We start from the raw sequence: 14,416 nt of genomic DNA, 5'->3' as shown, positions 1-14,416 counted from the left end.
GTTTATCGCTATTTACCGGCTTTACGCCACTCATCAAGCTGGGCCTGAATGAGGGCTTTTCCTTCTTCAAGAATCTTAATCTGCTCTTCCTTTGTTTGAGGAGCATCATAAATTTTTAAAAGTTTAATCCTGTATGCGCCGCCTTTTAGGTTTTTTGCCATACGGGTCAGCGAAGATATTTTCCAGCCTCCGTCAACAGCACAGACTGCTACAGGCATGGGGGCTGCATTTAAAAGCCGACGAAAGCCTGCCGCATGAAAAGTTTTTAATTCGCCGTCCTTTGAGCGGGAACCTTCGGGGAAGATAACGGGAATAAGATTGTTTTTTACAACATGGTCTGCAAATTTATCTACGGCCTTCATTGCTTGGGTTGGGCTTCCGGTTCTTTTTACCAAACAATGTTTTCCGCTTTTAAGCATAGGAGAAACAAGAGGAACATTATGTCCGAGTTCTTCTTTTGCAACAAAACGGAGACGCGTTCCGTTATAATAGTTCATGTGAACCACTATGTCCAAAATGCTTTGATGATTGGCTATAACCAAATACTGTTCAGGAAGCTGATTTGTAAGGGTATAATCTCCTTCAAACTTAAAACCGATATATTGTTTAAAAATCGCAAACAATAAACGCGGAGCAGGTCCTACAATTACTTCGCTATTAACCCAATCACAACCGCGTCTGTAAACAGAATGACATATACCTATCAACGCAGCCCTCCATGACAAGGCTACCAGACAACATAAAATCGCAATAAGAGCACCCATCTTCTTCTCCTGTAAAAAATCGAATCTAGTTATTATACAAAAAATCTTCTATTTTGTTCAATACGGCTTTTGTTTCCGAAAAACATTGAATTGTTTGCGGAATGCTTTGAATAAATATTGAACCGTAACGCTTTACCAAAATTCTTTTATCCAAGACGGTAACTATGCCCCTGTCGGTATTGGAACGCATGAGCCTTCCAAAGCCCTGCCTAAATTGTACAACAGCTTCGGGAACACTCAGCTGCATAAAGGAATTTCCGCCCGATTTTTCTATCAAATCAGCCCTTGCCTTAAATATGGGCTCGGTCGGAACCGCAAAGGGAAGTTTTACCAAAATTACATGGGAAAGGGATTCTCCCGGCACATCCACCCCTGCCCAAAAAGACGAAGTAGCAAAAAGGCAGCTTGTAACATCATCTTTAAATTCGTATAAAAGCTGCATTCTATCAGCCTCGCCCTGTTTTAAAATCTTTATTTTTTCATCAATATGCTCTCTTACATATTCGCAAGTTTTTTGAAGAGAATCATAAGACGTAAACAAAATAAGGGTCTTGCCTTGAGTTATTTCCAATAAGGCGAGGACGGTTTCGTTTACGGCATCTTGAAAATTGTTTTCATCAGGCATGGGCATATCTGTCGGAATATTAAAGACAACATTTTTTTCGTACGGAAAAGGAGAAGGGAAAAAATCTTTTATAATTTTCTTTTCGGTAAAATTATAAAGGCCGTTTCTGTTAAGCCAAAAGTTAAAATCGTCTCCGATTTTTAAGGTAGCGGAAACGCAGATGACGGTTGCCATGGGCATAAAAACCGAACGCCGCATTATCGGGGCCAAATTTAACGGTGTCTGAATAAAGCGGACAGCCTCCCCTTGAGAGGTTTTTATTTTTTCAAACCAAAAAACATCGTCCGCGAACTCGCGGCTATTTAAAAAGTTTTCCATTACGGAAGCCATTTTTTTTAAGCGGCGAAGAATTACAAAACCGTCTCTTATATAGCCTTCTTCATCTTCTTCTCCATCAGCTGCATTGATAAGGCTTTCAAGTTTTATGTTTAGGTTGTTTATGTTTTTAAAAAAATTGTCTACACAAGATAAGAGTTTTTCTTTTTCATCGCTGGAAGTTTGTGCAAGGCTTTTTGACTGATAGCTTTGTAGAACTTGCAAGGCTTGTTCTTCAAGAATATTAAAAGAAGCTGCAGCAACTTCGAGAAGGTTTATGATTTCGGTAAAGAGTTCCGCCTTTTTAGATATTGAAACTATGCCGCTTAAAATGCCGGACTGCTTTCCCCGCCTAAATCGGTAAAGTAAGTTGATTTGCTTGTGTAAGGCAAATCGGGAAATATCGCTTGAAAAAAAGCTTTGCGCAGCGTCTTCAATTCCATGAGCTTCATCGATTATTATATTGTCGTAAGAAGGAAGAACTGCCGTTCCCTGATAGCCGAAGCCTTCAGCCCTCACGGAAAGGTCAGCAAATAAGATGTGATGATTAGCAACCAGTATGGAGGAGTTTTCCGCTTCGCGTTTTAGCTTCATCACAAAGCAGCCCGAAAAATAAGGGCACTTATTCATCGGGCAGTTGTCGGGTTCGGAACAAACAGTAGACCAAACTTTTTCCGTCGGCATAAAATCAAGGTCAGAGCGGCTGCCGTCCTTTGTTTCGGTTGCCCATTCTTTTATCTTATCAAGTTCTTCCTGCCCCTCAGTAAAAAAATCGTTCTCCCTTAATGCCTGAGTCATTCTGCGTAAGCATAAAAAATTATGCCGCCCCTTTACAAGGCAAGCTTTCATATCCTGAAAGCTCTTTCCCAAAATTTTTTTTGCAGTAAGAACATCCTTTTCGATGAGCTGCTGCTGCAAATTTATAGTCCCCGTCGAAATTACAACGCGTTTTTTATTTTGTTTTGCCCACATCATTGCAGGCAAAAGATAGGCAAGGCTCTTCCCTACCCCGGTACCGGCCTCAAATACGCCTATAGCCTCTTCATTAAAACAGCGGCAAATCGATTTTGTTAAAGCAAGCTGGGGCTCACGGGCCTCGTATTTTTCAAAAAAAGAAGCAAGGGGTCCGTCCTCCTCCAAAAGGGAAGAAACCGTTTTAGGGTCCAGGGGGTATATTTTTTCGCCGTCAAAATAATCATCATCAAAGTATTCCATGCTTTAAGACCTATCACTCAAGACGGCGATTTTATCATATTTCCCTGCTGATTTCAAGGGCGGAATTTTACTATTTATTGCAAACAATTTCTATAATAATCATGAGAGGAGAAAAATTTTTCTTCTTTTCAAATAATTTTTATTAGAGGTAAAAAATGGAAAAATTATTTAAAATAACTTTACGCAATGACTACGCATTTAAACGAGTCTTTGGAGTAGAAGAAAACAAAGATATTCTTCAGGATTTATTGGAGTGTATAATAGACATCCCATCTGAAAATATCATAGGTTTGGAGCTCCTGGATAAAGAGTTTCATAAGGAGCTTTTAAGTGAAAAGTTAGGTATCTTGGATATTAAATTAAGACTAAAAGACGGAACTTTTGTCGATATTGAAATTCAAAATGTGTGGCATCGTGATTTTGCTGAAAGAACCTTGTATTATTGGTCCAAGATGTATAATGAAGCTATAAAACAAGGTCAAGACTATACAAATCTCCCAAAATGTATTACAATAAATCTGATAGGAAAAGGCTTTAATAAAAATAAGCGTTTGCACAACAAGTATCTTGTTCTGGAAAAAGATACAAAAGAGCCTTTAGCTACAAAACTTGAGATTCATATACTAAACCTTGAAAAGGCTAAAATCTTAAAAGAATCTCAATACAAGGATGATAAAATAAAACGCTTATTAAACTGGCTGAAATTTATCGAAACTAATAATCCGGAGGTAAGAAAGATGTTAGAACAAGAATCACCAATGATGAGAAAGGCAAATACAACAATAGAATTAATGGAAATGAGCCCTAGAGATAAATGGCTTTATGACTCTCGTATGAAATATGAACACGACAGGGCCTCATGTATAAATGAAGGTTATCAAAACGGTCTTGAACAAGGCTTTGCCGACGGCTCATACCAAAAAGCTATTGAAACTGCAAATCTTATGAAAAAAGCAAACTGTAAAATTGACTTTATCATACAAATGACAGGTCTAAGTAAAGAAGAAATAGAAAAACTATAGAAAGGACAAATGACAAGTTGGCGTGTAAGGTCAAACCGCACCTTCGTAAAAAAACTTTTTTTAATCTGCTTTCTCTCTAGTTTTTGTCTAAATCTTCTTTTAGGGCAAGAAAATTTATCTCAAGGCAAAATACTCATTACGGAAAGAGCCGATTACTCCGTCTACATTGACGGAAAATATGCGGGGCTTACTTCCAGAGAAACCCGCCTCTATATGAGCGAAACAAGGCTTAGCAATGAGGGGGCTTATCTTTACGAGGGAGAAGCCTTTGTACTTCAAAAAACCCGGAAAGATGGGCTTAAAGCTGCTTTACCGATAGATTCGATCTTACCCCTTTCATTTAAATTTATTCCGGAACAAGATGAAGAAGATATTGAAAATCCTTACCAACCTCAAATTTTCGATGAAGATTCGGGTTACCCTCTTTTAAGAAATTTTCCGATTTTGCCTGAAACAGAGTTTACCCCCGCTGACATAGGAAAAACTTGGGAAGGAAAATGTACCGTAGTAGTAAGACCCAAGCCTGAAAAAACCGCTGTAAGGATTCCTGTAAATGCAGGTTTTAAATATAAGGGAAAAACTATTTTAAACGGCCAAAGCGTTCACCATGTAGAAGCCGCCTTAGGACTCCGCTACAAACACTCAGACATGCTGGGCGATGAAGAACTTATGAGCTCGGAAGGCGGAAGAAAGACGGACATCTATCTTGACGATATAAATAGGCCCATTTTGATACGGGAAAAAATAGATGAAGAGTTTTTTTATGCGGACGGAAAAAAAATAAAGCACCGAGGCTTTTTGCTTCATTTTTATTCTTACACGGTACGAGCCGAAATCAAACCCAATAAAGATTTTGAAGTAGCTAAAACAAAACGGGGCACAATGCTGAGGCTTAAAAATCTTCAATTTGAACCTGATAGGGCTGTTCTTTTAAAAGGAGAAGAAGCAAAGCTTGATGAAATAGCAAAGATTTTAAAAGAATCGGAAGGAGAATTCTTTTTTGTAGAAGGTCATACAGCCGATGTCGGTAAGCCGGAAGATGAAAAAATTCTATCCCAAGAAAGGGCTAAGACCGTCATCGAAAAACTTGTAAAGATGGGCATACCAGCCGAAAAGTTTATTTATCAAGGTGCCGGCGGAACAAAGCCCATTGCCCCAAACGGCACCGAAGAAGGACGCGCTCAAAATAGACGCGTCGAAATTACAATCATCGATTAAATCTTTGACATATTCTTAGGTTTTGTCATGTTTTCGGGTTTTAAAACCTCATCCAATTTTTCTTTTGAAAGAAGGCCTCTTTCCAAAACAAGGTCATAGACGCTGCGGTTATCACGCAAGGCAGTCTTTGCAATATCCGAGGAAGCCTCATAACCGATGACGGGATTTAAGGCCGTAACCAAGCCGATACTTCGGTGAACGCTCTCCTTACAATGTTCATAGTTTCCTACAATACCCGTAACACATCGTTCTCTCAAAGTCTTCATTGCATTTATAAGAAGTTTAATAGACTCAAAGATAGAATAAATCATAACGGGTTCAAAAACGTTGAGCTCAAGCTGTGCAGATTCCGCAGCCAAGATAACGGCAGTATCGTTTCCGATAACCCTGTAGCAAACCTGATTAACAACCTCAGGGATAACGGGGTTTACCTTTCCGGGCATGATAGAAGAACCTGGCTGCATCGGAGGAAGACTTATATCGTAAAGTCCTGTTCTGGGGCCTGAAGAAAGAAGGCGTAAATCGCTGCATATCTTTGAAAGCTTTGCAGAAAGGCGTTTTAACTCGGAAGAATATGTTACAAAGTCGGAGGTATCGTTCGTGGCGGCTATCATGTTCTTTGCAGCCTTTAGATCAAGCCCCGAAATCTTTGCCAAATGCGAGGTTACTTTCGGTGTATAGTTTGGATCAGAGTTGATACCTGTTCCGATAGCGGTAGCTCCCATATTTATCGTGTGAAGATTTTCCCTTGCAAATTGAATCTGAGGAATTTCGTTTTCCAAAGAAGCGGCATAGGATTCAAACTCTTGGCCGAGGGTCATGGGTACGGCATCTTGAAGCTGGGTTCTTCCCATCTTGATATTGTCGCCAAGTTCTTGAGCCTTTTTTCTAAAAGAAGCAACAAGAGATTTGAGTTCATCTATAAGAGCCGGTGTATTTAACGAGATGCCGAGCTTTGCAGCTGTAGGATAGGCGTCATTTGTAGACTGGGCAAAGTTCACATGATTATTGGGATGGCAGGGCGAATAAGTTCCCTTAGCCTTTCCTAAAATTTCGTTTGCACGGTTGGCGATAACTTCGTTTGCATTCATATTGGTAGAAGTTCCCGCTCCGCCTTGAATCATATCGACTACAAATTCCTTATCGAATTTGCCTTCGGCAACTTCTTTACAAGCTTGAATCATAGCCTTGTAAACTTCATCGCTTAAATAGCCGAGTTCATGGTTGGCTTCGGCTGCAGCCTGCTTTGTATAAGCTAGCCCCTTAATAAAATCGGGAAAATCACAGAGCCTTAATCCTGTAATTTTAAAATTCTCAACACTTCGGAAAGTTTGAATTCCGTAATAAGCATCTTCCGGAATATCCAATTCTCCGAGTAAGTCATGTTCCCTTCGCATAAAAAACTCCTATTTTATTGATAATTACAAGCATTATAGTACTAAAACAAAAAAGGGGCAAGGGGCAAGAGAAATTTAAATTTCTCCTAAAATTTTACTACATAAATCATTTTTTTTATAAAATAATAGTAGAGAGGCATGATAAACATTTCGGCTTGAAATACAAGCCTACATGTTTATCTTCGAGTTTGCCCAAGGGCAAACGTCACAAATTTTTGAAGACCCCCTCTAAAAACTGAAGTTTTTAGAGACAAACAAAATTTTATCATTAAAAGACAGGAGTATATAATGGAAATTTTAAGTTTTTCGTCATTCGGGTATGAAGGAGAATTGATTAAGGTCGAGGCAGATTTAAGGCGGGGCTTGCCGGTTATCGACATAGTGGGACTCCCGGGTTCTGCCGTAAAGGAAGCAAGGGATAGGATGAGAGCTGCTATCAGGAATTCGGGGCTTGAATTTCCCGCAAGCAGGATACTGATAAATTTAAGCCCTGCCGATCAAAAAAAAGAAGGGAGCGGTTTCGATCTTCCTATTGCCATCGCCGTCCTAACGGCAAAAGAGGCGGAAAAAAATTCGGCAGAGGTTAAAGCAAAAGCTCAAACTATAATTCCCCAAGATGAAGACAGGGAAAAAGAATCCGTGATGATAATGGGTGAGCTTGAGCTTTCAGGCAGGGTAAGGCCTGTGCGCGGACTCATAGGAGCTATCTCGGCAGCCCGTTCTCAAGGCATCAAATACTTTATAGTTCCAAAAGAAAACGAGGCCGAGGCCCTCATCGAAGACGGCATCAATGTATTCGGAGTGTCCGATTTAATCGAAGCTCTGGAATTTTTCTACCAAATAGAAAACGGGAAATTCAATACAAAGCCTCAGGGGTTAAAAAAAGAAAACAGCCCCTATACGGGAGCCGTGCCTCTTTTTGTATGGAGCAATACGGAAGAAACGGAAAATTTCGATTTTCAAAAAGACTCAAAAAGCGGGCTCGGCTTGGTAAAAGGCTTTGAGGATATCCGCGGACAAGACGGCCTGATACGGGCATTAGAAATAGCGGCGGCAGGCGGACATAACCTCATAGCCTACGGCCCTCCCGGCTGCGGAAAAACTCTTTCTTTAAGCCGCTTTCCCCTCCTCCTCCCCGACATGGACGAAAAAACGGCAAGGGAAACCATCCGTATTTACAGCATCGCAGGCCTCTTGCCTCAATCGAGCCCCCGTCTTTTAAAAAGGCCGCCCTTTAGGATGCCCTCTCAAAATGCAAGTATGGAAGGCATCATAGGAGGAGCCGGAAAATGTATGCCCGGTGAAGTTTCCCTTGCCCACGGCGGAGTTCTTTTTTTAGATGAAGCCGCTCAATTTAAGGCAAGCGTTTTGCAAAGTCTCCGTGCCCCCTTGGAAACGGGAAGCGTAACCTTGAGCCGAGCCGGAAGAAGCAGCACCTTCCCTGCCCGCTTTCAGCTCCTCCTTGCGATTAACCCATGCCCTTGCGGAAACTTCGGAAGCCCCGGAAAGGTCTGCACCTGCCTCCCCTACGAAATCGAAAAATACTGGAAAAAACTTACGGCCCCCCTCTTGGACAGAATCGATATAAGGGTTCCGGTAATGCCGCCCAAGCCTGAAAACATTTTGGCGGAGGCAAAATATTCTACCCAAACGATGAGAGAAAAAATAAAAAACGCAAGGCTCATTCAATGGGAAAGATTAAAATTTACAAATAAGGAGAAAAAAATGCAAAACATAATTTATGAAAACGCAAAACTTTCACCCCAAGAAACGGCTGAAGTTTGCAAAATGAGCGGCGAGGCGGAAAGATTTTTTTCCGTGATTGTTGACTCAAAAAAACTTTCGGGAAGAGGAAGCCACGCCCTCTTAAAAATATCCCGCACAATCGCCGACATAGAGTCAAGCGAAAATATTTCCTTAGCCCATATCGAAGAAGCGGCAGCCTTGAGGCAGTGGATAAAGTATCTTCCGGATTTTTTGTAAGGCATCTTAAAAATTTCGGTCCGATTTTTTTATGCCGAATTTTCATACCCTTGCAGGAAACCTCTGAACTGTGGTATAATTATAGAGTTATAAATGGAGGACTTTTTATGGATAAAAATGAAATATTAAATAGAGCAAAAAAATATGTTTCCGAAGAAAAGGAAGTAAAATTCGCAGAAGATGTTAAGGCTTTAATCGAAAAAAACGATGAAAAGGAATTGTATGACCGATTTTACAGGGACTTGGAATTCGGAACGGCTGGTTTAAGGGGAATTATAGGGGGCGGCACAAACCGCATGAATCCCTTAGTAATAAAAAATGCAACCCAAGGACTTGCGGACTATCTGATTGAAGCAAAGCCTGAGAAGGCCAAGGCCGGCTCTTTAAGTGCCGTAATTGCCTATGACTCAAGACGCTTTTCGGATGTTTTTGCAAAAACGGCTGCTCTGATTTTTGCGGCAAACAATATCCGCTGTTACCTTTTTTCGAGCCTTAGGCCTACGCCGGAACTTTCTTATGCCATAAGGGAACTCGGCTGCGATACGGGAATTGTAGTAACAGCCTCGCACAACCCTCCCGAATACAACGGCTACAAGGCCTACTGGTCGGACGGAGCCCAGATTACCCCGCCCCATGATTCGGGCATCATCAAAAAGGTAGGAGAAGTTTCTTCAATCAAAATGATGAGCGAAGAAGAAGCTCTTAAAAACGGAAAGCTCGTAATAATCGATAAAGAAATCGATGAAAAATACTGGGCTATGCTTAAAAAGAAAATCAGCCGTCAAGAAATTATTAAAAATATGGCTTCCAAGGTAAAGATAGTTTACACTCCCCTTCACGGAACGGGAGCTATGCATGTAGAAAAGGTTCTGGGAGAAATGGGCTTTAATGTTATAAGCGTTCCCGAACAGCGTGAACCTGACGGAAATTTCCCGACGGTAAGCTATCCCAATCCCGAAGACCCGAAAGCCTTAAAGATGGCCATGGATTTGGCTATAAAGGAAGGAGCCGATATTTTGATGGCCACCGATCCCGATGCCGACCGCTTTGCCTGTGCAGTAAAAAACGATGCAGGCGAAATGCAGCTTATAAGCGGCAACCAGATGGGAGCCCTCTTTGCGGATTATATCTGTCTTACATTAAAAGAACAAAATAAGCTGCCTCAAAATGCCGCAATAGTACGCTCGATAGTAACCTCCCCCTTAAGCGATTTGATTGCTGCCTCTTACAATGTGCAAAGCGAAGAATGTCTTACCGGCTTTAAGTGGATATGCGGCGTTGCCGAAAGGATGGTAAGCACGGGCTCCCACTCCTATCTTTACGGTTATGAAGAAAGCTTCGGCTACAACTTCGGAACCGAGGTAAGAGATAAGGACGGTATTGCCTCTTCTGCAATTTGTGCCGAGATGACCCTCTATTGGAGGAGCAAGGGAAAGAGTCTTTTAGACAGGCTAAACGAAATCTTTTCTAAATTTGCCTTTTACGGAGAAAAGACCATCAACATGGTATACCCCGGTGCAGAAGGCTTAAAGATTATGCAGGACATGATGGTAAGAGTGCGGGAAAGAAATTTAAGCGAAATCGCCGGCGTGAAGGTAAAAACCATCAGGGATATTCAGGAAAGCACGGAATATTCTCCTTTAGAGCCGGACAAAAAAACTACAGTTACTTTACCTAAAAGCAATGTTCTTCAATATTATTTGGAAGACGGCTCCATAATCTGCATAAGGCCCAGCGGCACCGAACCTAAGATAAAGATCTACATAATCCATTCCGAAAAGGTTGTTTCATCGGTTGAAGAAGCTAAAAAACAATCGGATAAAAAGATTGCCGAATTCGAAAAAGAATTTAACGGGGTACTAAACGCCTAATGAGTTCTTACGATTGGATTAGTGCCGTCTATGATAAGGCGGTTTTTACGGCCTTCGATACCGAAACAACGGGAACGGAAGCCAAGGCAGAAAGAGTTGTCGAAATCGGCTGCGTAAAATTCGATATTCGCGGAGTTATCGCCCGCTACAATGTTCTAATTGACCCTGAAAAACCCATGCCTCCCGAAGCGGGCAAGGTAAATCAGATAACCGATGAGATGCTTGCAGGCCAGCCTAAATTCGCAGAAGTTTTGCCCGACTTTTTGGACTTTATCCGCAACACGGTTTTGGTTGCCCATAATGCAAGCTTCGATATAAACTTTATAAACTGCGAGCTTGAAAGGTGCGGAAAAACAAAGCTTACAAACAAGGTCTTTGACACCCTAACATTTGCACGCGAAACCCTTCCGGGCTTACAAAGCTATGCCCTGCAAAACCTTGCAACACAGTTCGGCGTTCAAGCCGTAAATGCCCACCGTGCCGAGGACGATGCCAGAGTCTGTATGGAATTCTTCAAAATAGCCGTAAGTCATTTCTTTGAAAAAAACAAGGATATGCTTGACTATTATAAAAAGGATGTCGATATTTCCGAATATTTGAGCACCAAGGATCCCGAAACTGACGGCGGCAAACTAGTTCAAAATTTATTTTAAAAAGGCTCAAATTCAAAAAGCCTCGATTGATTCTTTTTTGAGGGAAGCAATCGAGGCTTATAAATATTTTATCAAAAAGATAAAGTTATTTTTTCTTTGATTTTTTTACGAGCTTTTCAAATTCGCTTATCTGATCCGTAAAAATCTTTATGCCTTCTTTCCAGAAGTCCGGAGTTTCGATATTAAAGCCTGCACTCTTTGTTACCTTAACGGCATCCATCATACCGGTCTTTCTTAAAATATCCTCGTAAACGGAAGTAAATTTTTCTCCTTCCTTTTTATAGCGGTTATAAAGACCGAGAGCAAAAAGCTGGCCAAAAGCATAGGGGAAGTTATAAAAGCCCAAGTCGGCAGAATAATAATGCCCCTTAACAAGCCACATATATGGATGAAGCAATTTAGAATCAAGCCCGTTTCCATAGCTTTTCTTTTGAGCTTCAAGCATCAGGCGGCAGCAATCTTCAGCTGTGAGTTCATGCTTTTCCCTTTCTTCCATAAAGGAGCGTTCAAAATAAAAACGAGAAAGAATATCGATCAATACCTGACATCCGTCTTGAAGGTGAATTTCCAATAGAGCCGTCTTTTGCTCTTCATTCATTTTTTTAATTTCGCTTTCAAACAAAATAGTTTCTGCAAAAATAGAAGCTGTCTCGGCAAGGGTCATAGGATAGCTTTGATTTATTACGGGCATATCCTTTACAACATTAAAGTGAAAAGCGTGACCCAGCTCGTGTGCTAAGGTACTGACCGAAGAAAAAGAGCCGTCAAAATTGCAAAGAACTCTGGGTTCCTTTGTTACGGGAAAATGAGTACAGTAGGCTCCGCCGACCTTGCCGTTGCGTACCTCGCCGTCTATCCAGTTGGAGGCAAAGGCCTTTTTTGCAAAGTCTCCCATGTTCTTTGAAAATGAAGAAAAGTTTTCGATTACCAATGCCTTTGCTTCTTCCCAAGTATATGTCGGAAATGATTTTGAAACCGGAGCAAAGAGGTCATAAAAGGGTAAATCCTTTTTGCCTAAAAGCATGGCCTTAGCCTTTAAATACTTTCTCCATGCAGGAAGAGAATCTTCGATGGCGGAAATTAAGGAGTCAAGAGTTTTTTGAGTTATATTTGCCTGCTTTACAGATTTTTCGATTGTGCCGCCCTTCCAGTTACGCCTTTTATTTAAGGTGATGGAAGTTCCCTTTACGCCGTTTAAGGCTGCGGCAACGGGCTTTTCGATGGACTTGCAAAGCTCAAGTTCTTTTTTAAAAGCCTTTTCTCGGACAGCCTCATCCTTATCGTAGGCCATTGCTCTAAGCTGAACCAAGGTTTTTTCTTCCTTAGTTTTTTCATCCCAAATACATGAAGCTGTGGAAGTCATCGTGCTCTGTAATTTGCTCCAAGCCGAAGCACCGGAGCGGGCAAGATCGGCAGCCAAGGATTCCTCTTCTTCGCTCATCTGTTTTTTTTGCCAAAACAATGTATCTTCCAAATAGAAGGAAGCATATTTTAAATCCTTGTCGTTTTTAATCAAGGCCTTTACCTCTTTGGAAACGGAAGCCAAGATATTAGAAAAGCGCACTCCAAGGGGCGTAAACGGAACAAAGAGAGCCGATATCGAGTTAAGCTCAGATAAAGCTTCTTTGTTTTCGGTATCGGTTGTATACACGGCCGAAGCATAGGCATAAAGAGTTTCGGCTTCGGCATTAAACTCGTTTAAAATATCCAAAGCTTTTACCAGCCATTTTTTTAAGTCCTTATCTGAAAAAGCCTTTAAGTGTTTTTCAAACTTGGAAGTCAATGCAGGAATTTTCTTTTTTGATTCCGCATATTTTTTTGATTTAAAATCGGGATAAATATTTTTTAAATCCCATCTCGGTGCAGTTTTGTTTTGCATTAGTATCTCCTTATAAAATTTGTAGAAAAATTAAAGTTTAAAGAATATTGAAGCTTCTCCATAGTCTCCGTTCCTATCGGTTATGCTAAGTTCAAGTTTATTCTTACCGGAAAATTTTACCCCATCCGTTGAAATCTGTATAAGAAAGGATGTCATTTGGGCATCAGAAAATTGTTCTTCAACATAGGAAAGAGTCAATATTTCGCAAAATTCACCGTTTACAGATACGGTTAAAGATTCTTTACCTATATCGGGAACAATATTTTTTTCGTTTGCCTTAAACTTACTTAGGCTCATGGGTCTAAAGTAGACCATTAAATAGTTACCTGCTCCCTTAACTTGAAAACAGTGTAAACCGTATATCTCAATCACATCTATTTTAGGATTAATTTCCAAATCCTCATCAAGGTCTATATTTTGACTCCAGTATTCAAGATAATTTTCTTTGTACTCTTTTACAGCAATAAAAAACGGATAATACTTCGGCTCAGCAGATAAATTGAATTTTCCTTCATTATTTGTTTCATCGGAATATTCAATTTCGAATTTATTGTTAAGGAGGGCTACGAGGGCTTTTTCAAGAGGATTGTTATTTTTATCGTAGACCGTTCCGTATATTTCTTTCATAAGTCATTCTCCGGTTTAGCTATAAAAGCTGACATAATTTTATAACATAAGAGAGCTTATGTCAATAATAACTAAGCCCTATTTTTAAAGATAACCCTTTGACAATTTTCAAACTGATGCCTATAATATAAATGATGGCTGAATCAACAAAAAAGAAAAGCGATACCTACACGGAAATTCTCAAAAATGCAAAAGCTGAGTTTTTGCAAAACGGTTTTGAAAAAGCATCGATGCGTTCCATTGCCGCAATGACCGGCATAACGGCCGGGGCTTTGTACAAACATTTTCCGTCAAAGGCGGCAATATTTGAAGCTCTCGTACAGCCGCTTATCGGACAAACCTTGAGTATCGGTACCGATTTTTCCGAAATAGCAATACATTTATACGAAACTAAAGACTTTTTATCAACAAAAGAAGCAATACGCATATCTTTACAGAATTTATGTACGCTGGTTTACAGCCGCTTCGATGATTTTAGGCTTTTATTTAACCGCTCGGCGGGAACAAAATATGAAAACATCCGTCACGATTTCGTCATGACTGATGTTACAGCATGCAAAAAATTCATTGCCGACTTAAAAAAACGAGGTATAAATGTCCAGCCCTTAAACGACGACCAGCTTCACTTAATTTACAGCACCGCCTTAACACCTCTTTTTGAAATCATCACACATGAATATTCTTATAAAAAAGCCCTATCCTTTATAGATATCTTGACTGATGTAATGTATTTTTGCTGGAATAAAATTATGCAGCCGGAAACGGAAATAAACAAAGAAAATTGATTTTTCCTCTTGACAAATTTTTACTGTAGGGCTATACTAACAATTAGTAAACGGTGTTTACT

Annotated in this window: 11 protein-coding genes; 6 read left to right on the top strand and 5 right to left on the bottom strand. The window is 40.4% G+C overall.

What is annotated here, in order from left to right:
* Positions 1 to 8 precede the first annotated feature (8 nt).
* Both HO345_RS03650 and HO345_RS03645 read right to left on the bottom strand, forming a co-directional pair.
* Entirely contained in the window at positions 9 to 764 is a 756-nt protein-coding gene (locus HO345_RS03650) for a lysophospholipid acyltransferase family protein (protein ID WP_253683939.1), read from the bottom strand.
* Between the two features lie 25 nt (positions 765 to 789).
* Positions 790 to 2,919, bottom strand: coding sequence for an ATP-dependent DNA helicase (locus HO345_RS03645; protein ID WP_253683937.1), 2,130 nt, complete (start codon positions 2,917 to 2,919; stop codon positions 790 to 792).
* 155 nt (positions 2,920 to 3,074) lie between these two features.
* Between HO345_RS03645 and HO345_RS03640 the strand changes: the two genes are divergently transcribed.
* Together HO345_RS03640 and HO345_RS03635 are read left to right on the top strand one after the other, a co-directional pair.
* Positions 3,075 to 3,941, top strand: coding sequence for an Rpn family recombination-promoting nuclease/putative transposase (locus HO345_RS03640; protein WP_253683935.1), 867 nt, complete (start codon positions 3,075 to 3,077; stop codon positions 3,939 to 3,941).
* A gap of 9 nt (positions 3,942 to 3,950) precedes the next feature.
* Entirely contained in the window at positions 3,951 to 5,159 is a 1,209-nt protein-coding gene (locus HO345_RS03635; protein WP_253683933.1) for an OmpA family protein, read from the top strand.
* Here HO345_RS03635 and HO345_RS03630 read toward each other — a convergent pair.
* Entirely contained in the window at positions 5,156 to 6,556 is a 1,401-nt protein-coding gene (locus HO345_RS03630) for an aspartate ammonia-lyase (protein ID WP_253683931.1), read from the bottom strand. The genes HO345_RS03635 and HO345_RS03630 overlap by 4 nt on opposite strands.
* A gap of 288 nt (positions 6,557 to 6,844) precedes the next feature.
* Between HO345_RS03630 and HO345_RS03625 the strand changes: the two genes are divergently transcribed.
* The 3 genes from HO345_RS03625 (at position 6,845) to HO345_RS03615 (ending at position 11,063) form a co-directional block, all read left to right on the top strand.
* Positions 6,845 to 8,539: a YifB family Mg chelatase-like AAA ATPase gene (locus tag HO345_RS03625; protein WP_253683929.1), complete on the top strand. Its 1,695-nt coding sequence runs from the start codon at positions 6,845 to 6,847 to the stop codon at positions 8,537 to 8,539.
* Between the two features lie 107 nt (positions 8,540 to 8,646).
* On the top strand, positions 8,647 to 10,410 hold the full coding sequence (locus HO345_RS03620; protein WP_253683927.1) for a phospho-sugar mutase: 1,764 nt from the start codon (positions 8,647 to 8,649) through the stop codon (positions 10,408 to 10,410).
* Positions 10,410 to 11,063, top strand: a complete 654-nt coding sequence (locus HO345_RS03615) for a 3'-5' exonuclease (protein ID WP_002669823.1) — start codon at positions 10,410 to 10,412, stop codon at positions 11,061 to 11,063. The genes HO345_RS03620 and HO345_RS03615 overlap by 1 nt, the downstream gene beginning before the upstream one ends.
* An 85-nt stretch (positions 11,064 to 11,148) precedes the next feature.
* On the opposite strand, the gene HO345_RS03610 is transcribed toward HO345_RS03615, so the two are convergent.
* Together HO345_RS03610 and HO345_RS03605 are read right to left on the bottom strand one after the other, a co-directional pair.
* On the bottom strand, positions 11,149 to 12,942 hold the full coding sequence (locus HO345_RS03610) for a M3 family oligoendopeptidase (RefSeq protein ID WP_253683925.1): 1,794 nt from the start codon (positions 12,940 to 12,942) through the stop codon (positions 11,149 to 11,151).
* 30 nt (positions 12,943 to 12,972) lie between these two features.
* Complete coding sequence (locus tag HO345_RS03605; RefSeq protein ID WP_253683923.1) at positions 12,973 to 13,569, bottom strand: carboxypeptidase-like regulatory domain-containing protein; 597 nt, start codon at positions 13,567 to 13,569, stop codon at positions 12,973 to 12,975.
* Between the two features lie 131 nt (positions 13,570 to 13,700).
* Here HO345_RS03605 and HO345_RS03600 point away from each other — a divergent pair, with 131 nt between their 5' ends.
* Positions 13,701 to 14,354 carry a TetR/AcrR family transcriptional regulator gene (locus tag HO345_RS03600; RefSeq protein ID WP_253683922.1) on the top strand — a complete coding sequence of 218 codons (654 nt, stop codon included), beginning with the start codon at positions 13,701 to 13,703 and terminating at the stop codon, positions 14,352 to 14,354.
* Positions 14,355 to 14,416 lie beyond the last annotated feature (62 nt).

Source organism: Treponema denticola, assembly GCF_024181645.1.
Lineage (GTDB): Bacteria > Spirochaetota > Spirochaetia > Treponematales > Treponemataceae > Treponema_B > Treponema_B denticola_A.
This window is presented reverse-complemented; position numbering and strand designations above follow the sequence as displayed.